The 19769-nt window shown below is 69.0% G+C and carries 17 protein-coding genes; 11 read left to right on the plus strand and 6 right to left on the minus strand.

Features of this window, described 5'->3' with window-relative positions:
• Positions 1-33 precede the first annotated feature (33 nt).
• On the plus strand, positions 34-672 hold the full coding sequence (locus tag QZ709_RS01450; protein ID WP_294635583.1) for a TetR family transcriptional regulator: 639 nt from the start codon (positions 34-36) through the stop codon (positions 670-672).
• Between the two features lie 4 nt (positions 673-676).
• On the opposite strand, the gene QZ709_RS01455 is transcribed toward QZ709_RS01450, so the two are convergent.
• Together QZ709_RS01455 and QZ709_RS01460 are read right to left on the minus strand one after the other, a co-directional pair.
• Positions 677-1342 (minus strand): histidine phosphatase family protein, encoded by a 666-nt coding sequence (locus QZ709_RS01455; protein WP_294635584.1) that lies wholly within the window; start codon positions 1340-1342, stop codon positions 677-679.
• Positions 1343-1411: 69 nt separating this feature from the next.
• A complete protein-coding gene (locus QZ709_RS01460; protein WP_294635585.1) occupies positions 1412-1735 on the minus strand; it encodes a DUF1840 domain-containing protein in 324 nt (107 codons plus the stop codon).
• A gap of 70 nt (positions 1736-1805) precedes the next feature.
• On the opposite strand from QZ709_RS01460, the gene QZ709_RS01465 reads away from it, so the two are divergent.
• On the plus strand, positions 1806-2420 hold the full coding sequence (locus QZ709_RS01465) for a YqiA/YcfP family alpha/beta fold hydrolase (RefSeq protein ID WP_294635586.1): 615 nt from the start codon (positions 1806-1808) through the stop codon (positions 2418-2420).
• A 9-nt stretch (positions 2421-2429) separates the two neighbouring features.
• Here the strand turns inward: QZ709_RS01465 and QZ709_RS01470 are convergent, their stop codons facing one another.
• Positions 2430-3005 carry a GNAT family N-acetyltransferase gene (locus tag QZ709_RS01470; protein WP_294635587.1) on the minus strand — a complete coding sequence of 192 codons (576 nt, stop codon included), beginning with the start codon at positions 3003-3005 and terminating at the stop codon, positions 2430-2432.
• Between the two features lie 101 nt (positions 3006-3106).
• On the opposite strand from QZ709_RS01470, the gene QZ709_RS01475 reads away from it, so the two are divergent.
• The 4 genes from QZ709_RS01475 to QZ709_RS01490 are packed head-to-tail and all read left to right on the plus strand — an operon-like array spanning position 3107 to position 7832.
• On the plus strand, positions 3107-5167 hold the full coding sequence (locus QZ709_RS01475; protein ID WP_294635588.1) for a ribonuclease catalytic domain-containing protein: 2061 nt from the start codon (positions 3107-3109) through the stop codon (positions 5165-5167).
• Positions 5168-5196: 29 nt separating this feature from the next.
• A complete protein-coding gene (locus tag QZ709_RS01480) occupies positions 5197-6084 on the plus strand; it encodes a TonB family protein (protein WP_294635589.1) in 888 nt (295 codons plus the stop codon).
• A gap of 32 nt (positions 6085-6116) precedes the next feature.
• Complete coding sequence (aroE, locus tag QZ709_RS01485; RefSeq protein WP_294635590.1) at positions 6117-7001, plus strand: shikimate dehydrogenase; 885 nt, start codon at positions 6117-6119, stop codon at positions 6999-7001.
• A gap of 33 nt (positions 7002-7034) precedes the next feature.
• Positions 7035-7832, plus strand: a complete 798-nt coding sequence (locus QZ709_RS01490) for a transglycosylase domain-containing protein (RefSeq protein WP_294635591.1) — start codon at positions 7035-7037, stop codon at positions 7830-7832.
• 25 nt (positions 7833-7857) lie between these two features.
• Here the strand turns inward: QZ709_RS01490 and QZ709_RS01495 are convergent, their stop codons facing one another.
• Together QZ709_RS01495 and QZ709_RS01500 are read right to left on the minus strand one after the other, a co-directional pair.
• A complete protein-coding gene (locus QZ709_RS01495; protein ID WP_294635592.1) occupies positions 7858-9411 on the minus strand; it encodes a DEAD/DEAH box helicase in 1554 nt (517 codons plus the stop codon).
• A gap of 71 nt (positions 9412-9482) precedes the next feature.
• The gene (locus QZ709_RS01500) at positions 9483-10574 is read right to left on the minus strand and encodes a phosphotransferase (RefSeq protein WP_294635593.1); all 1092 of its coding nucleotides are present in this window, start codon (positions 10572-10574) and stop codon (positions 9483-9485) included.
• 128 nt (positions 10575-10702) lie between these two features.
• Between QZ709_RS01500 and QZ709_RS01505 the strand changes: the two genes are divergently transcribed.
• From QZ709_RS01505 to QZ709_RS01525, 5 genes are all read left to right on the plus strand, one after another.
• Entirely contained in the window at positions 10703-13219 is a 2517-nt protein-coding gene (locus QZ709_RS01505; RefSeq protein WP_294635594.1) for an LPS-assembly protein LptD, read from the plus strand.
• Entirely contained in the window at positions 13212-14615 is a 1404-nt protein-coding gene (locus QZ709_RS01510; RefSeq protein ID WP_294635595.1) for a peptidylprolyl isomerase, read from the plus strand. Before QZ709_RS01505 ends, QZ709_RS01510 begins: the two co-directional genes overlap by 8 nt.
• Positions 14605-15453, plus strand: a complete 849-nt coding sequence (gene rsmA / locus QZ709_RS01515) for a 16S rRNA (adenine(1518)-N(6)/adenine(1519)-N(6))-dimethyltransferase RsmA (RefSeq protein ID WP_294635596.1) — start codon at positions 14605-14607, stop codon at positions 15451-15453. Before QZ709_RS01510 ends, rsmA begins: the two co-directional genes overlap by 11 nt.
• Positions 15454-15510: 57 nt before the next feature.
• Positions 15511-16752, plus strand: coding sequence for a multifunctional CCA addition/repair protein (locus QZ709_RS01520; RefSeq protein ID WP_294635597.1), 1242 nt, complete (start codon positions 15511-15513; stop codon positions 16750-16752).
• A gap of 115 nt (positions 16753-16867) precedes the next feature.
• Positions 16868-18421, plus strand: a complete 1554-nt coding sequence (locus QZ709_RS01525) for a methyl-accepting chemotaxis protein (protein ID WP_294635598.1) — start codon at positions 16868-16870, stop codon at positions 18419-18421.
• Positions 18422-18520: 99 nt separating this feature from the next.
• On the opposite strand, the gene ftsZ is transcribed toward QZ709_RS01525, so the two are convergent.
• Complete coding sequence (ftsZ, locus tag QZ709_RS01530) at positions 18521-19756, minus strand: cell division protein FtsZ (protein WP_294635599.1); 1236 nt, start codon at positions 19754-19756, stop codon at positions 18521-18523.
• Positions 19757-19769: the final 13 nt, after the last annotated feature.

Genomic DNA, 19769 nt, shown 5'->3' on the forward strand with positions numbered 1-19769 from the left:
CCTGTCCGGCAACGGCCCTTTGTCCCAATTCCCATGCGCCGCACCAAGGAAGACGCCCTCCAGACCCGCGAGACCCTGCTCGATGCCGCCGAAACCCTGTTCGCGCGGCAGGGCGTGTCGCGCACCTCGCTGCAGGACATTGCGCGCGAAGCCGGGGTCACGCGAGGGGCGATCTACTGGCACTTCGAGGACAAGGCCGACCTGTTCAACGCCATGATGGCGCGCACGACGCTGCCCCTCGAAAACGGCCTGAATGCGCTGGACGCCCCGGACCGCCCGGACCCGCTGGACGACCTGGTGCACTCTGCGCTGAATGTGTTGCAGCAGGTTGAACATGACCCTCGCACCCGCCGGGTCTTCGACATCGCCACGATGAAGGTCGAACTCGTGCCCGACATGGAGGGCGTCCGCCGTCGCCACATCGAGGTGCAGGACAACTGCCGGTGCCACATCAAGGGATGTCTGACGCGGGCCCGCGAGCTGGGCCATGTGCGCGCCGAACTCGACCCGGAAAGCCTCACCATCACGTGGCTCGCCCTGGTCAACGGCCTGATCCACAACTGGATGCTGGACCCGGGCCGCTTCAACTTGCGCGAGGAAGGCCTGCGCAGCCTGACCCTGTTTCTGGATGGCTTGCGGCCGACCGCCACGCCGCCGGCCCGTCGTCCCTGAGACCTCAGGCGGGACGCAGCACCAGACCGTCGCTCGTTTCGTCGAGCCCGCCTTCGTCGAGATGGCGGTCATCGGCCCAGCCGACCAGGCTGAAGCCTTCAGGCGAGTACAGCAGGCGGTTGATGCTTGCATTCGTCACCTTCCAGCTGCGGGGGGCTTCGATGGCCACCCGGTTGGCCGCACGGTAGAAACAGTCCAGCACGCCGCCATGCGCGACCAGCGCCACCGTCTGCCCCGGGTGGCGGGCGGCCAGCCGCGCGGCAGCGCCCACGGCGCGGTCATAGAACGCCTGCAGGGTTTCGCCACCCGCCGGGCCATAGGCCGGTTCGCGGGCGCGCCAGCGACGCATGTCCTCGGGATGGTGCTCGGCCACCTCGGCCTGCGTCCGCCCCTCGAGACACCCGAAATGCCGCTCTCGCAACGCTTCGTCGATCTGCAAGGTCAGCCCCGCGTGGCGCGCGATGGCCGCGGCCGTGTCACGGGCCCGCTGCAGGTCGCTGCTGTAGATGGCGTGAATGCCCTCGTCCGCCAGGGCCTGGCCCACCCGTTCAGCCTGCCACCGCCCACGGGCGTTCAGCGGGATGTCGGTGTGACCCTGGATGCGGGTCTCGGTGTTCCAGTCGGTTTCGCCGTGGCGAATGACCACCAGTCGGGTGATGTTGTCAGGCATGGCGTGATCATGCCTCAGCATGTGGCGGTGCACCATGCCGCATCCGGATGGCCCTGCGGGGCACCCTGCTCAGAATTCGACACCCCACACCACGGGCTTGCCACCAGCCTGGGCCTGCTCCAGCAGGCGTACCAGGGGTGCCGCGCGCTGGTGCAGCGACACCGGCTGGTCGGCAAAGGGCAACTCGATCGGCTCATTGGTTTCCGGATTCACGGGGGCCGTGGGCAGGTCGGTCGGCGCGCTGCGCAGGGCCGCCAGCACGCGCGGCATGTCATCCACCTCGATGATGCCGGGCTCGGCCGCGTTCTTGCCCACCAGCTTGAGCAGGGCTTCGGCGGTGGACTGCAGCATCACCAGGTTGCCGGTGGCCTGAGACTTGAACGTGATCGGCATGGGCGTGCTCCCTTTTGTGTCAGACGCCATTCGATTATGGCGCCGGGCCCGTGGCGCATACTCGGAGCCCATGGTCGCGTCCCCCGTTTCCCCGCCCACCCACCTGCTCTACCTGCACGGGTTCCGCTCGTCGCCACGCTCCTTCAAAGCGCAGAAGCTGGCGCAGGTGGTGGCCACGCGTCGCGCCCGCGGCCAGGCGGCGCCGGAGTGGGCCTGCCCGCAACTGCCCCCCTCGCCGGCCCAGGCGTGGCAGGACATCGCAGCCCTCACGGCCGACTGGCCACGCGACACCATGGTCGTCGTCGGTTCGTCGCTCGGGGGGTTTTACGCCGCCGTGGCCGCCCAGCGGCTGGGTTGCCGCGTGGCCATGGTCAACCCGGCCGTGGCCCCGGATCGCGACCTGGCCCGCTACATCGGCGAGCAGACCGCCTTCCACAACCCTGAGGACCGGTTCTTCTTCCGGCCCGAGTTCATCGGGGAGCTGCAGGCCCTGCGCCCGTGGCCCCTGCACGAGCCGGCCCGCCACTGGGGCCTGGTCGCCCAGGGCGACGAGGTGCTGGACTGGCGTGAGATGGCCCATCACCTGGCCGGCACGCAGCTGACCGTGCTGCCCGGCAGTGACCATGCCGTCAGCGATTTCGACGACCACCTGCCCGCGCTGCTGGCCTGGCTGGGCCTGGACTGAACTGGTGCCTCAGCGCGTCAGCGCGTACACCCACACGTCCCGCGGTGTGGGTGACACATTGGGGTGGATCACCGCCCGCCGGTGGCAGCCCTCACACGCCCAGCCCAGCCGCGCGAGCAGCCGGGCCGAGGCCAGGTTGTCCAGGTCGCACAGGGCGTCCAGCCGCCAGACCGAGGGCTGCGCCAGGGCGATCTCGCCCAGCGCTGCCAGCGCCTCGCGCATCAGCCCCTGCCCCCAGGCGGCCTGCCCCATCAGGTAGCCCAGCCGCAGGTGGTGGGCCGCCATGCCCGGCTGGCTCATGGGCTGCAGCTCCACCAAGCCGAAGGCCTCGTCGGGCGCCAGCCCCGGCACACCGGCCGACGCCCGCAGCGTCATGGCCCAGACCCAGCCGCTGCCCTTGAGCCAGCGGTGCAGGTCATGGCCGATCTGCCGGCGCGTGTCGTCGGGCGACTCGTGCGGCAGGATGCCCAGGTAGCGCAGCACGGCAGGGTCGCTGCCCCAGTGGCGGAAGGCCGATTCGGCGTCGGCCGGACGTGGGTCGCGCAACCGGACCCGGGGGGTTTCGATGCAGCGAGGCAGGTTCATGCCCGCACCTTGCCGCAAGCCCTGCTCGCCGACCATCCCCCGCTCGCAAGCCCCACCGCCAAAATGGGACAATCGCGTTTTGCCCAGAAAAGCCTTGCCGCATGTTTGCCCTGTTTGACGACGCCGGAAAATTCCTTGCCGGCCGCGTGATGTCCGAAGCCGACAGCTCGATGCAGATCGAGCTGGACAGCGGCAAGCGCGTGAAGGTGAAAGCCGCCAACGTCCTGATCAAGTTCGCCAAGCCGGCCCCGGCCGAGCTGCTGGCACAGGCCGCGGCCCAGTCTGCCGACATCGACGTGGACCTGGTGTGGGAAGTGGCTCCGGACGAAGACTTCGGCTTCGAGGACCTGGCGCGCGAGTACTTCAGCGCCAGCGCCGACGCCGTGCAGCAGGCCGCCATGCTCATGCGCCTGTTCGAGACCCCGCACTACTTCCATCGCCGCGGCAAGGGCCGCTTCAAGAAGGCCCCGGAAGACATCCTCAAGCAGGCGCTGGCCGCCATCGAGCGCAAGAAGCAGCAGGCCCTGCAGATCGCCGAATGGGCCCAGGAACTGGCCGCCGGCCGCTGCCCGCAGCCCATCAAGGAACAGCTCTACAAAATCCTGTTCAAGCCGGACAAGAACGGCCCGGAGTACAAGGCCGTGGTCGACGCCGCCAAGGCCACGCAGCGCGCCCCGCTCGACCTGCTGAAGGGCGCCGGCGCGATCGACAGCCCCTACCAGTTCCACTTCAAGCGCTTCCTGTTCGAGCACTTCCCGAAGGGCACGGGCTTCCCGGCGCTGGCCGCCCCGCCGATCACCGACGAGCTGCCGCTGGCGCCGGTGCAGGCCTTTTCGATCGACGACTCGATGACGACCGAGATCGACGATGCGCTGTCGGTGCAGGGGCTGGGCTCGGGCACGGTCACCTACGGCATCCACATTGCCGCGCCGGGCCTGGCCATCGCGCCGGGCACGCCGGTCGATGCGCTGGCGCGCGGGCGCATGTCCACGGTCTACATGCCCGGCCACAAGATCACCATGCTGCCCGACGACGTGGTGCAGGCCTACACGCTCATCGAGGGCCGCGACTGCCCCGCCGTGTCGCTGTACGTCACGTTCGACGAAGCCACGCTGGCCGTGAAAGGCAGTGAGACGAAGCTGGAGCGCGTGCCCATTGCCGCCAACCTGCGCCACGACAAGCTGGATGGCGTGATCACCGAGGCCAGCCTGACGGGCGAGGCGCCGGCCGACTATGCCTTTGCGCCGGAACTGACCTTTGCCTTCCGCCTGGCGCGGCACCTGAAAGCGCAGCGCGAGGTGGTGCGCGGCAAGCCGGAAACCTTCAACCGGCCCGACTACACCTTCAAGCTGCTGGGCGCCAACGGCGAGAACACCATGAGCGACGGCATCGAGCCCACGGGCACGGAACAGGTCGTCATCGGCACGCGCCAGCGCGGCTCGGCACTCGACCTGATCGTGGCCGAGGCCATGATCCTGGCCAACAGCACCTGGGGCGGCTGGCTGGCCGAACTGGGCGTGCCCGGCATCTACCGCAGCCAGGCCAGCCTGGCGCCCGGCATCAAGGTGCGCATGGGCACCAAGGCCCTGCCGCACGCCGGCATGGGCGTGGCGCAGTACACCTGGGCCACCTCGCCGCTGCGCCGCTATGTCGACCTGGTCAACCAGTGGCAGATCGTCGCGTGCGCCCGGCACGGCCGCACCGCCGCGCTGGCCGCCCCGTTCAAGCCCAAGGATGCCGCCCTGTTCGCCATCATCTCGGGCTTCGACGGCGCCTACAGCGCCTACAACGGCTTCCAGTCCAGCATGGAGCGCTACTGGACACTGAAGCACCTGCAGCAGCAGCAGATCGCCGAACTGGATGCCGCCGTCATGGTCAACGGCCTGGTGCGCGCCGACACGCTGCCGCTGGTCTTCAAGGCCATCGGCGCCGATGGCCTGCCCCGCCATGCCAAGGTGCGCGTGCGCATCACCGGGCTGGACGAGCTGACGCTGGACGTGCATGCCAGCGTCGTGGCGCGACTGGACGACAGCGCGCCCTCGGATGCGGGTGATGCCGAAGGCGAGGCCGAGGACGACCTGCCTGACAATGCCGGAGCCCTGACGCTGGCCATCGACGTGAACGACGCCGATACGCCGGCCGCGGACACCCCGGCTGCCTGACCCCACTGCCCCTGTCGACCGCCCCGCGCATGCTGACCCGCCTCAAAGCCCTGTGGAATGAGATGAGCCTGCTGCAGGTGTGCCTGGGCGTGTCCATCATGGTGCATGGGGTGCTGCTGAGCTTCCGCTTTGTCGACCCGGAAGGCTTCAACCGTGTCTTCAAGGACACCCCACTGGAGGTGGTGCTGGTCAATGCCGCGAGCCAGGAGGCGCCCACCAAGGCGCAGGCCCTGGCCCAGGCCAACCTGGCCGGTGGCGGCGAAGCCGACCGGGGGCGTGTCACCTCCCCGCTGCCACCGTCGCCCGAGGCCGCGCAGGGGGATGCGATGGACGACACCCTGCGCATGATCGAACAGATGCAGCGCGAACAGCAGCAACTGCTCTCGCAGGTCAAGAACGAGCTGTCGGCCCTGCCCCCCCCACAGCCGGACGCCCGCACCGACACCCCGCAGCAGCGCGCCGAGGAAGAGCGGCGCCGGCAGCTGACCCGGCTGCTCGCCGAGATCGAGAAACGCATCCAGGAAGAGAATGCCCGGCCCAAGAAGCGCTACCTGAGTCCGGCAACGCTGCGCTCGGCCGACGCGATGTACTACGCTGCCTTCCGCACCCGCGTCGAGCGGGCCGGCACCGAGTACTTCCCCACGGGCCGCAACGGCGAGAAGCTGTATGGCGAGCTGGTGATGTTCGTGTCACTGGACCGCCAGGGGCGCGTGGTCGACACCGAGGTGCGCACCAGCTCCGGCAACCGGCTGCTCGACAAGCGCGCCGGTGCCATCGTGCGGCAGGCCGGCCCCTTCGGCCAGGTGCCGGCCGAGGTTGCCTCGGGCCATGACCTGCTCGTGATCTCGTCGCGCTTCCGCTTCACCCGCGACGCCGGCATGCAGGCCACCACCATGGCCCCGCCCGGCGCCCCGTGATCGGCCTGGACCGCTTTGCCCTTTTTTCCCCGATGACCATCCCGACCGCCCCCTCCGCCCCGGCTCCCGATCGCTACGCCGTTGCCGGCAACCCGGTGGCCCACAGCCGTTCACCGGCCATCCACGCCCGCTTTGCCGAGCAGACCGGGCAAGCCGTGCACTACGAGCGGCTGCTGTGTCCGCTGGATGCCTTCGTGCCCACCGTGCAGGCCTTCGCGGCCGAGGGCGCGCGGGGCTGCAATGTCACCGTGCCCTTCAAGTTCGAGGCCTTCCAGCTGGCCGCGCGCCGCACCCCGCGTGCCGAGCTGGCCCAGGCCGCCAACACCCTGCGCTTCGATGCCGACGCCGATGGCGGCTGGCTGGCCGACAACACCGACGGCGTGGGGCTGGTGCGTGACATCACGGTCAACGCGGGCGTGGCGCTGGCCGGCGCGCGCGTGCTGCTGCTGGGTGCCGGGGGTGCCAGCGCGGGCGTGCTCGGGCCCCTGATCGAAGCCCGCCCTGCCGAGATCGTGCTGGCCAACCGCACACGCGACAAGGCCGAGGCCATCGTGTCGCGCCACCTTGGGTGGGCGGCACAGCACGGCGTGCGCCTGTCGGCACGGGGCCTGCAGGATGCCGGCACCGGCTTCGACGTGTTCATCAACGGCACGGCAGCCAGCCTGTCCGGTGGCGGTGTGCCGGTGGGCCCCGAGGTGCTCCGACCGGGCGCTCTGGCACTCGACATGATGTACGGCCCGGCGGCAGCCCCCTTTCTGGCGTGGGCGCGCGGACACGGTGCCGTGCCCCGCGACGGCCTGGGCATGCTGGTCGAACAGGCCGCAGAGAGCTTCACCCTGTGGCGTGGTGTGCGTCCGGACACGGCCCCCGTGCTCGCCGCCCTGCGCGCCGAGGTGGACGCCGCCCCGGCCCGCTGAACACCGGCATTTCCGACGGAAGGAGAGGCATCGATGCGCGCAGTCTGGCGGATCGCCGTGCTGGTGGGGCTCAGCGCCCTGAGTCTGCAGTTGTTCTTCATGGCCCGCATCGCGCTGATGGCGGTTGTGGACCCGCAGTCCACCAGCTTTCAGCGCAGCGAGTTCGCGCGCATCCTGAGGACGGAGGGCCGCGTGGGATGGCGCCAGGAGTGGGTTCCCGGTGAGCGCATTTCAGACCACCTGCGCCGCGCCGTGATCGCGTCGGAAGACGCGAATTTCGCCGACCACCATGGTGTCGAATGGGATGCCCTGCAGAACGCCTGGAAGAAGAACACCGCAGCGCAGGCCCGCGCCGAGCGCCAACGCGCGGAGGCCATGGCGCGCTACCAGCGGGCCGTGGAGCGCGCACGCCGCCGGGGGCGCCCCGACCCCGCCCCGCCCGATGCCGCCCAGGCCACGCCCAAGGTGATCGGTGGCTCGACCATCACCCAGCAACTCGCAAAGAACCTGTTTCTCAGCGGCGAACGCAACTTCCTGCGCAAGGGCCAGGAGTTCGCCATCACCTTCATGCTCGAAGGCCTGCTCAGCAAGCAGCGCATCCTCGACATCTACCTGAACAACGTCGAATGGGGCGAGGGGGTGTTTGGCGCCCAGGCTGCCTCCCGACAGTACTTCGGCGTGGACGCTGCCCGGCTGGCGCCGATGCAGGCCGCCCGGCTGGCGGTCATGCTGCCGGCGCCCAAGCGCTTCGAGCGACAGCCCGGGTCGGGCTACCTGGTGGGACGCGCCGGCACGATCGTGGCCCGCATGGGGGCCGTCGAACTCCCCTGAGCCCAAGGGCTCCCGGGCTCCGGCGTCAGCGGCGGGCGGTGCCCGAGCCGCCCAGCAACATGGCGACCTTGCGCTTGGGCTTGATGAAGCGCGACAGGCCACCGCCCCCTGCCGCCGGGGCCGGGGTCGGGTCCTTCTTGTCCCAGGCCGGATCGGCGTCCGCCGAGGGCTCGTACGGCGTGTCGAAGAACGGGTCGGCCGGGGCACGGCGCGGCGCCGGCGGCATCGGGCGCGACGCACGGGCTTCACGCGGTCCGCCGCGGCCAAAGCCTTCGTCCGGGCGGCTGTCGCCCTCGTCACGGCGCTCGCGACGGTAGCCACCCCGGTCACCGTAGCCGCGGCGCTCGAGCTCGAACGGCTCGACATCGGGCTTCTTCTTGATCAGCTTTTCGATGTCGGCCATCAGGCGCGCATCCGCCCCCGTCACCAGCGACACCGCCAGCCCCGACGCGCCGGCACGGCCCGTGCGGCCGATGCGGTGCACGTAGTCTTCGGCGTTGAACGGGATGTCGTAGTTGAACACCGCTGGCAGCGCCGCGATGTCGATGCCGCGCGCAGCCACGTCGGTGGCCACGAGCAGGTCCATCTCACCGGCCTTGAACGCGGCCAGGGCCTTCAGGCGTTCGTCCTGCGACTTGTCACCGTGCAGTGCCGCGGTCTTCAGCCCATCGCGCTCGAAGGCGCGGGCCAGGCGCCCCGCGCCGATCTTCGAGTTCACGAAGACGATGGACTGGCTGATGTTGCGGTCGCGCAGGATCTGGCGAATCACCGCGCGCTTGTCGTCTTCGTCGACCTTGTAGAAGCGCTGCTCGACGGTGGAGGCCGTCGCGTTCGGGCGGGCCACTTCCACCAGCACCGGGTCCTGCAGGTAGCTGGACGCGAGCTTCTTGATCTCGGGCGAGAAGGTGGCCGAGAACAGCAGGGTCTGGCGCTGCTTGGGCAGGTAGCTCAGGATGCGCTGCAGGTCGGGCAGGAAGCCGATGTCGAGCATGCGGTCGGCTTCGTCCAGCACGACGTACTCGACCTGGCCGAGGTTGCAGTTCTTGGCCTCGATGTGGTCCAGCAGGCGGCCCGGCGTGGCAATCAGCACCTCGACACCGGCCTTCAGCTCGGCTGTCTGGGGCTTCATGTCCATGCCGCCGAACACCACGGCCACGCGCAGGTTCGTCTGCTTGGCGTAGGCCTTGACATTGTTCGCGACCTGGTCGGCCAACTCCCGCGTGGGCGCCAGCACCACGGCGCGCACCGGGTGGCGGGCCGGGGACATGCTGGCGTTCTCGTGCTTGAGCATCTTCTGCAGCAGCGGGATCGAGAACGCAGCCGTCTTGCCGGTGCCGGTCTGGGCGGCGCCCATGACATCACGGCCGGACAGCACCACCGGGATGGCCTTGGCCTGGATCGGCGTCATCGTCGCGTAGCCCTGCGTCTCGATGGCGCGCAGCAGTTTCGCGTCGAGCGGCAGGGTGTTGAAGAGCGCGGGAGCCTCGGCCACGGTGGCAGAGGGGGCGGCTTCAGGTGCCGCAGCAGCTGCCGGTGCAGCCGGGGCCAGATCGGCCACTTCAGAGGTGTTCAAGGTCATCAGGGAGCACATTATCCCCCTGTTGCTTCATTTTTGCGCAAACATCCATCACCGGATCAGGCGGCGCCCCCTCAGAAGGTGTAACCGACCTGGGTCTGCGCCCCCCCGTTGGCCGCCTCGGCCTGCTCCAGCAGGCGCAGCAAGGGGCCCAGGCCGCTGTAGCGGGCGGCGACGCGGTGGGCATAGGTCCACACGCGGGGAATGTCGTCCAGGTACTGGCGTTTGCCGTCGCGGATGGCCAGACGGGCGAAGATGCCCAGCACCTTCAGGTGGCGCTGCAGGCCCATCCACTCGAAATCGCGCCAGAAATCGCCGAAATCGGCCGGCACGGGCAAGCCGGCCTTGCGGGCGGCCTCCCAGTAGCGCACGGCATAGTCGATCTGGACGTCCTCGTCCCACATCACGTAGGCATCGCGCAGCAGGCTCACCAGGTCATACGTGATGGGGCCATGCACCGCGTCCTGGAAATCGATCACGCCCAGGCGGGCAGCGGGGTCGGCCGGGTCGGCCATCAGGTTGCGGCTGTGGTAGTCCCGGTGCACCAGCACCCGGGCCTGCCCCAACACCTGGGTCTTGATCGTGGTGAAGATGCGGGTCAGGTGGCCGCGCTGCGTGTCGTCCAGCGTCAGGCCGCGCAACTGGGTCAGGTACCAGTCGGGAAACAGGTCCATCTCGCGCTGCAGCAGGGCATCGTCGTAGTCGGGCAGCACGCCGGCGGCCGGCACGGCCTGCAGGCGCACCAGTTCTTCGGTGGCCGAGCGGTAGCGGGCCCGGTTGCCGGCATCCCAGGGCTGGTCGGTCACCAGGGTGGACAGCAGGGTGTGCTGCCCCAGGTCGCTCAGCAGCATGAAGCCCTGCGCCTCGTCCCACTCGAGGATGGCCGGCACGCCGACGAAGCCCCCCGCGAGCAGGCGGTCGACGGCCACGAAGGGGCGGCAGTCCTCCTTCTCGGGCGGCGCGTCCATGATGATGCGTGAGCCTTCGGCGGCCGCCACGCGGAAGTACCGCCGGAAACTCGCATCGGCACTGGCCGGCTGCACCGAGCCGGCGTCGAGCCCGTGGCGGGGGCCGACTTCGGCCAGCCAGGCGGCGAAGGCCTGCGCACGGGCAGGATCGACCCAGGTCAGGGCAGGCGCGGGGGCGGAGGCGTGAGTTTCAGGCATGAGGCGACAGACTGGGGAGGCGTCCCGCAAGCAGGCGGGGCAACATGAAATAATGGGTGATTTTAGGCAAGGCCGGATCGCAGACGCGACACGCCCAAGCCGCAGCAGCCCTGCGACCTGACTACACCGTGTCTCGCACCCACCGACCCACCGCCCTCCTCCGCTGCACACCGATCGCCCTGGCCGTGGCCTTGCTGAGCCTCAGCGGCCTGGCCGGCATCGGGCTCGACGCGGCCCACGCCCAGCCCAGCAGCCCAGAGCAGCCCACGTCGACGCCCCCCGCGACGACCGGTGCCTCCCGCCTGAGCTTTTCGCTGCCGACCCAGGCCGGGCCGCACAACGGCAAGCTGCCGCTGTTCTTCGAAGCCGACACGCTGGAAGGCGAGGCCAACCAGCGCACCCGTGCGACCGGCTCGGTGCGCCTGCGCCAGGGCGACCTGACGGTGCGTGCCGATGAGCTGACCCACACCCAGCCGGACAACACCGCGCGGGCCTTCGGGAACGTGCGCATCACCCGCAACGGCAACATCTTCAGCGGGCCCGAACTCACGCTCAAGCTCGACACGCTCGAGGGCGAATTCATCCGGCCGCAGTACTGGTTCCTGCGCACCCAGGCCGGCGGACAGGCCGATCTGATCGAGTTCCTCGGCAACAACCGCATGCGGGCTCACCAGGCCGACTACAGCAGCTGCACCCCGGCCAACACGGCCGACGGAAAGCCGGGCGAACCGGACTGGTGGCTGCGCACCTCGCGCGTCGACATGGACTTCGACGCCAACGAGGGCCGCGCCGAGAACGCCGTCATCTGGTTCAAGGGTCTGCCCATCCTGGCCGCGCCCGTGCTGACCTTCCCGCTGACCGAGGCGCGCAAGTCGGGCTGGCTGCCGCCCAGCATCGACTACGACACCCGCAACGGACTCGGGATTGCGGAGCCGTACTACTGGAACATCGCACCCAACATGGACGCCACGCTCACGCCCACGCTCTCGAGCCGGCGCGGCATGGGGCTGGGCGGCGAGTTCCGTTTCCTGACCGAGCATGACCGCGGCACGGTGAACGCGTTCGTGCTGCCGGACGACCGCGTCAAGGAACGCGACCGCGGCATGATCCACTTCCGCCAGGCGGGCACACATGCCTCCAGCGACGGGCTCTCGTTCACGACGTACAACCTGCGCTGGCGCCGGGTGTCGGACGACGACTACTGGAAGGACTTCTCGCGCACGCTGCCCACGCTCACCCCGCGGCTGTACGACAGCAACGCCTCGGTGGAGCGGCAGCTGAATGCTCGCGACTGGGGCCTGGGCGACAGCCAGACGGCGCTGTTTGCCAGCACGCAGTCGTGGCAGGTGCTGCGCGACACCTCGCTCAAGTCCGATCCGGTGCTGAGCGCCATCGAGGCGCCCTACCGGCGCAACCGGGCGGGGCTGCGCAGCCGCTCGGTGGCCGAAAGCGGGCTGACCTGGCGGGTGCAGGGACGGGTCGACCAGTTCACGCACCAGGACGGCAGCCTGCAGTCGGGCCTGCGCAGCAACCTGACCGGCACGGTCGAGCAGACCTTCGCCGTCGGGGGCGTGCAGGTCACCCCTCGCCTGAGCCTGGACGACACCCGCTACGACGTCGAGCAGGCACTGGCCAACGGAAGCCGCAGCGCGGCCCGCACCCTGCCGACCTTCTCGGTGGACGCGGGCTTCACGCTCGAGCGCCCGGTGACGCTGTTCGACCGCGCCCTGACCCAGACGCTGGAGCCGCGCATCCAGTACGTGCGCACGCCGTACAAGGACCAGAGCATGCTGCCGCTGTTCGACACGGCCGCGCGCGACTTCAATCAGTATGCGATCTACAGCGAAAACGCCTACACCGGCGTGGACCGGATCTCGGACGCCAACCAGGTCACCCTGGGCCTGACCTCGCGCCTGTTCGACCAGCGCACCGGTGCCGAGGCGCTGCGCCTGGGCGTCGTGCAGAAGGTGCTGCTGGCCGACCAGCGCATCAACCCGACCGGCGACGGCCCCATCACCCAGCGCCTGTCGGACCTGCTGCTGCTGGGCTCGACCTCGGTCATCCCGAACTGGTACTTCGACAACGTGCTGCAGCTCAACGCGCAGACCAACGAACCCGAACGGGCCACGATGGGCATGCGCTACTCGCCCGGCGGCTACCGCACCATCAGCGCCATCTACCGCTATGCCCGCGAGCGCACCAACCAGTTCGACCTGGGCTGGCAGTGGCCGATCGCTGGCCGCAAGCCCTCGGTGACCCAGTTGCGCGCTCAGGCCTCGTCGCCGGACCAGATCAGCCTCAACACCCAGCCCGCCACCAGCAGCGCGAGCTGCGGCGAGGGCGGCACCTGGTACAGCGTGGGCCGATTCAACTACAACATCCGCGACGGCCGCATGGCCAACAGCCTGCTCGGCATGGAATACGACGCCGGCTGCTGGATCACCCGCGTGGTGGCCGAGCGCACGACCGTGGGCACCACCTCCAGCCGCCGGATCATGATCCAGCTCGAGCTGGTGGGCCTGTCGCGCATCGGCTCGAACCCCTTGAGTACCCTGAGGGACAATATCCCTGGTTACCGCCTGCTGCGTGAAGACGACAGCGTCCTGTCGGCCCCGGCCTCCCAGCAAATCCCTTCCGATGACTGACCTCCGCCCCTCGTTGTTTCGCCCGACCGCATTGCGTGCGGTGGCCCGTGGCGTCTGCCTCTGTCTGACGCTGGGCGCGCTGTCGCCCGCCATGGCCCAGTTCCGCCGTGACCCGCCGGCCGTGAGTCCCCGCATTCCCGGCAATGCGGGCCTGAGCACCGAGCTCAAGATCGCCGGCCAGCCGACGACGGCCGACTACATCATCGCCATCGTCAACAACGAGGTGGTGACCCACACCGACGTGGACAAGCGCGTGGCCCGATTGCAGGCCACGGCCCAGCGCGGCAGCCTGCCCCCGGCCGACGAACTGCGCCGCCAGGTGCTGGACGCCCTCATCGACGAAAAGGCGCAGCTGGCCTTTGCAAAAATGCAGGGCGTCGAGGTGTCAGAGGGTGAGATCGACGCCACGATCGAGAACATCGCGCAGCAGAACCAGTTGTCCCTGGCCGAACTCAAGCGGCGCATGGAGGCCGACGGCCTCGACTTCCAGCGCTACCGAACCAGCCTGCGCGAGCAGATCCTGCTGCAGCGTGTGCGCGAGCGCGAGGTCGGCCAACGTATCCGCATCACGGACGCCGAGATCGACACCTTCCTGCAGAGCGACCCGGCTGGACAGGAAGAGGCCGCGCTGAACGTGGCCCACATCCTGATCGGCGTGCCGGAAGGCGCTTCGGCCGACCAGGTTCGGGCCCTGCAGGCCAAGGCCGAATCGCTGCGCGCCCGGGTGGCCGAAGGCGCCAACTTCAGCCAGCTGGCCAAGGAGCAGTCGGACGATCGGACCACGCGGGATCAGGGCGGCACCCTCGGCCTGCGCGAGGCCAGTCGCCTGCCCGAACTCTTCGTGCGCGCCGTGGACGGCCTGCAGGTCGGCCAGGTGGCGCCCGTCGTGCGCTCCAACGCCGGCTTCCACGTGATCAAGCTCGTGGCCCGCGAGAACGTCGCCCAGGCCAGCTACACCGAACAGCGCGCCCGCCACATCCTGCTGCGCACCACGCCGCAGCAGCCGGCCGGCGAGCTGGTGAGAAAGCTTGCCGACATCCGCAAGCAGATCGCCAACGGGCAGGCGAGCTTCCCGCAGATGGCGCGCCAGTATTCGGAAGACGGCAGCGCCTCGCGCGGCGGCGACCTCGGCTGGGCCCCGCCCGGCATGTTCGTGCCCGAGTTCGAGAAGGCGCTGAATGCCCTGCAGCCGGGACAGATCTCGGAGCCGGTGGTCAGCCGTTTCGGCGTGCACCTGATCCAGCTGATCGAACGCCGCGAGGTCAAGCTCACCGACGCACAGAAACGCGAGGCCGCCCGCAACGTGCTGCGCGAGCGCAAGTTCGAGTCGACCTACGAAGAATGGGCCCGCGAGATCCGCGCCGCCGCCTGGATCGAGATGCGTGATGCGCCCTGATCGTCCCGCGCAGCGCCGTCCGGGCGCCCCGAAACGGGCTGTCGCCGGCGGCGGCGGCCACGTCGCGCGCAAGCGCTTCGGCCAGCACTTCCTCAGCGACAGCGGCGTGATCGACGAGATCGTGCGCGCCATTGCGCCCCGGCCCGGGCAGGCCCTCGTCGAGATCGGCCCCGGCCTGGCCGCCCTGACCGACCCGGTCGTGGCCCGCAGCGAACGGCTCACGGTGATCGAACTGGACCGCGACCTTGCCGCCCGGCTGCGCAAGCGCCCCGAGCTGAACGTCGTCGAGTCCGACGTGCTGAAGGTCGACTTCGGGGCCCTGCAGACGCAGGTGGCCCAGCCCGGCCAGAAGCTGCGCGTTATCGGCAACCTGCCCTACAACATCTCCAGCCCCATCCTGTTCCACCTGCTGCCGGTGGCCCATCTGGTGGAAGACCAGCACTTCATGCTGCAGAAAGAGGTGGTCGACCGCATGGTGGCGTCACCGGGCAGCAAGGACTATGGACGGCTGAGCGTGATGCTGCAGTGGCGCTACGACATGGAAAACGTCGTCCACGTGCCCCCGGAAGCCTTCGATCCGCCGCCCAAGGTGGACTCGGCCGTGGTGCGCATGACGCCGTTCGCCGAGCCCCCCGAGGTGGACGCCGAGCTGCTCGAGAAGCTGGTCGCGGTCGCGTTCTCGCAGCGCCGCAAGCTGCTGCGCCACACGCTGGGCGCCTGGCTGGCCGAGCGCGGCATCGCGTCGGACTTCAACCTGCAGCGCCGCGCTGAAGAGGTGCCGGTGGCGGACTACCTGGCGCTGGTGCAGCAGGTGAAGGCGGCGCAGGCGTCGGCCTGACGCCTGCAGCAGGGGCGTCGTCAGCGCGCCGCCCCGCACTTCACTACACTGGATCGCATGCGAACCTATCTCGTCGGCGGCGCCGTGCGCGACCGCCTGCTTGGCCGTGCCGGCGGTGACCGCGACTGGGTGGTCGTCGGCGCCACGCCGCAACAGATGGTCGACCTCGGCTTTCGCCCGGTCGGCAAGGACTTCCCGGTCTTTCTGCACCCCGAGACCGGCGAAGAACACGCGCTCGCCCGCACCGAACGCAAGAGCGGCCACGGCTACCACGGCTTCACGGTCTACACCGCGCCGGACGTCACGCTGGAAGACGACCTGGTCCGCCGTGACCTGACCGTCAACGCCATGGCCGAAGACGAACACGGTCAGGTCATCGACCCGCACGGCGGCCAGCGCGACCTGGCGGCACGCGTGCTGCGCCATGTGTCGCCCGCCTTTGCCGAAGACCCGGTGCGCATCCTGCGGCTGGCGCGCTTTGCCGCGCGCTTCCATGACTTCACGGTGGCCGAGGAAACCCTGGCCCTGATGCGGCAGATGGTGGACGACGGCGAGGTGGACCACCTGGTGGCCGAGCGGGTCTGGCAGGAGTTGGCGCGCGGGCTGATGGAGGCGCGGCCCTCGCGGATGTTCGAGGTGCTGCGTGCGTGCGGCGCCCTGGTGCGCCTGCTGCCCGAACTGGACCGTCTTTGGGGCGTGCCCCAGCGCGCCGACTACCACCCCGAGGTCGACACCGGTGTGCACGTGATGATGGTGCTGGACATGGCCGCCCGCCTGGGCGCCAGCCTGCCCGTGCGCTACGCCTGCCTGGGGCACGACCTGGGCAAAGGCACCACCCCCGCCGACATCCTGCCCCGCCATCTGGGCCACGAAGGGCGCAGCGCCCGGCTGCTGCATGACGTGAACCAGCGCCTGCGCGTGCCCAACGACTGCCGCGAGCTGGCCGACGTCGTGGCCCGCGAGCACGGCAACGTCCACCGCAGCCTGGACTTCGGGCCGGAAGCGGTGCTGCGCCTGCTGGAACGCTGTGATGCCTTCCGCAAGCCGGCGCGTTTTCACGAACTGCTGCTGGCCTGTGAGTGCGACGCGCGCGGGCGGCTGGGGCTGGAGGACAGCGCCTACCCCCAGCGTGCGCGCCTGGCGGCAGCGCTGTCGACAGCACAGGCCGTCGACACCGCAGCGGTTTCGGCGGCGGCCCTGGCGGCCGGGCATACGGGGCCGGCTGTGGGGCAGGCGATCACCCGCGCGCGACTGGACGCGCTCACCGCAGTGGCGACGGCGAAACAGCTCGGACCGTGAAATCGGCACGCCCGCGAATCTGGAAAATCTGAAATTTCGCCACTTCGCTCAAGTCGCAGATCGATCAACCGATACCCCTCACAGACCGATACCCCTGTAGTGAGGAGCAACCGCGATGTTGAGCAGGATGAAACTGGGCGCCCGCCTTGGGCTGGCATTTGGCAGCACGGCCCTGCTGCTGCTGCTGACAGGGGCGTTCGGGTTGTTCCAGATGTCTCGCCTGCACGCGAACACGACCGATCTCGCCACCAACTGGTTGCCCAGCGTCCGGACGCTGGAGGAACTGCGCACAGAGCTGAATGAGGCGCGCCGGGCAGGGTTGCGTCATGTGCTGGAAACCAGCGATTCGGCCAAATCCCAACAGGCCCGTCTGGTAAACCAGCATTTCGAGCAAAACCTGCCCGAGATCCTGTCCCGATACGAAAAGCTCATCACCTCGGATGAGGAGCGGGCGCTCTTCGAACAAATCAAAGCGGGCATCGCCGCCTACAAGCAGCAGAACGATCGAATGATCGGGCTTTCCAGTCAGGGTGATGCGTCGTTCGCAGACACCCGCGAACTGGCGAATGGTGAGTCAGCCAAGACCTTTGTGGATCTGTCAGAAGTGGTGGCAAAGGACGTGGCGCTGAATGTCAAGGGGGCAGATCAGTCATGGAGTGAGGCTCAGCGCACCTATGTGCTGGCGATGCGATCCGTCATTGGCGGCATTGCGCTCATCGTGACCATCTGTGCCTTGCTGGCTTGGCGCATCTCGCGCTCCATCACCCAGCCGCTGGCCGAAGCCGTCGAACTGAGTCAGGCAGTTGCTCAAGGCGACCTCACCCGTCAGGCCCGGGCTCAGGGCGAAGACGAAGTGGCACAGCTGGTTCAGTCCATGAACGAAATGAGCCGCAACCTTTCGCGCCTGGTGGCCGATGTGCGCCAGGGCACCGACGCGATCGCAACGGCCTCCACCCAGATCGCTCAGGGCAACGCCGACCTGTCTGCCCGCACCGAGCAGCAGGCGGCCAGCCTGCAGGAAACGGCCGCGTCCATGCATCAGATGAACCAGACGGTTCGCGCCAATTCCGACAACGCCAGCCAGGCCAACCAGCTGGCCGCTCAGGCCACCGAAGTGGCTGCACGCGGTGGAGACGACGTGGCCCAGGTCGTCGCGACCATGGCCGCCATCCAGGAGTCCAGCCGCCGCATTGCCGACATCATTTCGGTGATCGACGGCATCGCGTTCCAGACCAACATCCTCGCGCTGAATGCTGCGGTGGAAGCCGCGCGGGCCGGCGAACAGGGGCGCGGGTTTGCCGTGGTGGCCAGCGAGGTGCGCTCGCTCGCGCAGCGGTCGGCCAATGCGGCCAAGGAAATCAAGAGCCTGATCACCGACAGCGTGGAAAAGGTCGAGATCGGCAACCAGCAGGTCAACAGCGCTGGCCAGACGATTCAGGAGGTGGTGCTGCAGGTGCGCAAGGTCAACGACCTGATCGCCGAGATCACTTCGTCGAGCACGGAGCAAAGCACCGGCATCGGCCAGATCAACCAGGCCGTGGGGCAGCTGGACCAGGCCACGCAACAGAATGCGGCGCTGGTGGAAGAAACATCGGCTGCAGCAGAAAGCCTGCGCAACCAGGCCAATGGCTTGTCGCGCGCGGTGTCGGTGTTCCGCGTGCAGGCCTGACAAGGCCAAAAGCCCCCCGCTTCCTTCACAGGACGCGGGGGGATGAACAACTTAACTTGGCAACGGTACGATCAATGGGGCGGCCGAAGCCGCCGCAGTTCAGTCAGCCTGCTTGCGCAGGAAGGCCGGGATCTCGATCTCGTCCATGCCATTGCTGGCCAGGGCATCGACCTTGGCAGCGGCCTGCGTACGGCCCGAGCGCCAGACGCTGGGCGTGTTCAGACCGCTGAAGTCGTTGCCACCGTGGGCGCCGCCCAGACCGTGCGCCTGCGCATGGCCCACCGGCTGCGTCAGCACAGGGATGTTGTCGGTGCCGGTGCGGGCGAAGGCCTGCGTGGTCGACACGCTGTGCACCACGGTCATCGGGGCCTGGGCACGCTTGCCCGAGCTCAGGCCGGTGGCGATCACGGTCACGCGCAGCTGGTCACCCAGGCTCTCGTCGTAGGCCGTGCCGTAGATGACGTGGGCGTCTTCCGCAGCGTAGCGGCGGATGGTGTTCATGGCGTTGCGCGACTCGCTCAGCTTGAAGCTGGCCTTGGACGCGGCAATCAGCACCAGCACGCCACGCGCGCCGGACAGGTCGATGCCTTCCAGCAGCGGGCAGGCCACGGCGGCTTCGGCAGCCTTGGTGGCGCGGTCCGGGCCGCCGGCGGTCGCGGTGCCCATCATGGCCTTGCCCGGCTCGCTCATCACGGTCTTGACGTCTTCGAAGTCGACGTTCACCAGGCCCGGGATGTGGATGATGTCCGAGATGCCGCCCACGGCGTTCTTCAGCACGTCGTTGGCCTTGCCGAAGGCTTCTTCCTGGGTGATGTCATCGCCCAGCACTTCCAGCAGCTTCTCGTTGAGCACGACGATCAGCGAGTCGACATTGGCTTCCAGTTCGGCCAGGCCGGCATCGGCCTGCTTGGTGCGGCGGTTGCCTTCGAACTCGAACGGCTTGGTCACGACACCCACGGTCAGGATGCCCATTTCCTTGGCCACGCGGGCGATCACAGGGGCTGCGCCCGTGCCCGTGCCACCGCCCATGCCGGCGGTGATGAAGACCATGTGGGCGCCGTCCAGCGCATTGCGGATCTGGTCGACGGCCTCTTCGGCAGCGGCCTTGCCGGCCTCGGGCTTGGCGCCGGCGCCCAGGCCCGACGAGCCCAGCTGCAGCTGCATCTCGGCGCTGGAGCGGCTCAGGGCCTGCGAGTCGGTGTTCGCGCAGATGAACTGCACGCCCTGCACGCCCTGGTTGATCATGTGCTCGACGGCATTGCCGCCGCCGCCGCCCACGCCGATCACCTTGATCTGGGTGCCAGCATCGAAGTTGTCGATCATCTCGATTGCCATGTCGTACCTCTCT

This window comes from uncultured Aquabacterium sp. (assembly GCF_913773725.1).
GTDB lineage: Bacteria > Pseudomonadota > Gammaproteobacteria > Burkholderiales > Burkholderiaceae_C > Aquabacterium.

What these genes read in the sequence shown, in the direction of transcription:
- QZ709_RS01470 (WP_294635587.1), bottom strand. Translation starts at nt 3,005, where the DNA reads ATGAACCTGCCTCGCTGCATCGAAACCCCCCGGGTCCGGTTGCGCGAC.
- QZ709_RS01500 (WP_294635593.1), bottom strand. Translation starts at nt 10,574, where the DNA reads ATGCCTGAAACTCACGCCTCCGCCCCCGCGCCTGCCCTGACCTGGGTC.
- QZ709_RS01460 (WP_294635585.1), bottom strand. Translation starts at nt 1,735, where the DNA reads ATGCCGATCACGTTCAAGTCTCAGGCCACCGGCAACCTGGTGATGCTG.
- QZ709_RS01510 (WP_294635595.1), top strand. Translation starts at nt 13,212, where the DNA reads ATGACTGACCTCCGCCCCTCGTTGTTTCGCCCGACCGCATTGCGTGCG.
- QZ709_RS01465 (WP_294635586.1), top strand. Translation starts at nt 1,806, where the DNA reads ATGGTCGCGTCCCCCGTTTCCCCGCCCACCCACCTGCTCTACCTGCAC.
- ftsZ (WP_294635599.1), bottom strand. Translation starts at nt 19,756, where the DNA reads ATGGCAATCGAGATGATCGACAACTTCGATGCTGGCACCCAGATCAAG.
- QZ709_RS01475 (WP_294635588.1), top strand. Translation starts at nt 3,107, where the DNA reads ATGTTTGCCCTGTTTGACGACGCCGGAAAATTCCTTGCCGGCCGCGTG.
- aroE (WP_294635590.1), top strand. Translation starts at nt 6,117, where the DNA reads ATGACCATCCCGACCGCCCCCTCCGCCCCGGCTCCCGATCGCTACGCC.
- rsmA (WP_294635596.1), top strand. Translation starts at nt 14,605, where the DNA reads ATGCGCCCTGATCGTCCCGCGCAGCGCCGTCCGGGCGCCCCGAAACGG.
- QZ709_RS01450 (WP_294635583.1), top strand. Translation starts at nt 34, where the DNA reads ATGCGCCGCACCAAGGAAGACGCCCTCCAGACCCGCGAGACCCTGCTC.
- QZ709_RS01455 (WP_294635584.1), bottom strand. Translation starts at nt 1,342, where the DNA reads ATGCCTGACAACATCACCCGACTGGTGGTCATTCGCCACGGCGAAACC.
- QZ709_RS01495 (WP_294635592.1), bottom strand. Translation starts at nt 9,411, where the DNA reads ATGACCTTGAACACCTCTGAAGTGGCCGATCTGGCCCCGGCTGCACCG.
- QZ709_RS01520 (WP_294635597.1), top strand. Translation starts at nt 15,511, where the DNA reads ATGCGAACCTATCTCGTCGGCGGCGCCGTGCGCGACCGCCTGCTTGGC.
- QZ709_RS01490 (WP_294635591.1), top strand. Translation starts at nt 7,035, where the DNA reads ATGCGCGCAGTCTGGCGGATCGCCGTGCTGGTGGGGCTCAGCGCCCTG.
- QZ709_RS01525 (WP_294635598.1), top strand. Translation starts at nt 16,868, where the DNA reads ATGTTGAGCAGGATGAAACTGGGCGCCCGCCTTGGGCTGGCATTTGGC.
- QZ709_RS01480 (WP_294635589.1), top strand. Translation starts at nt 5,197, where the DNA reads ATGCTGACCCGCCTCAAAGCCCTGTGGAATGAGATGAGCCTGCTGCAG.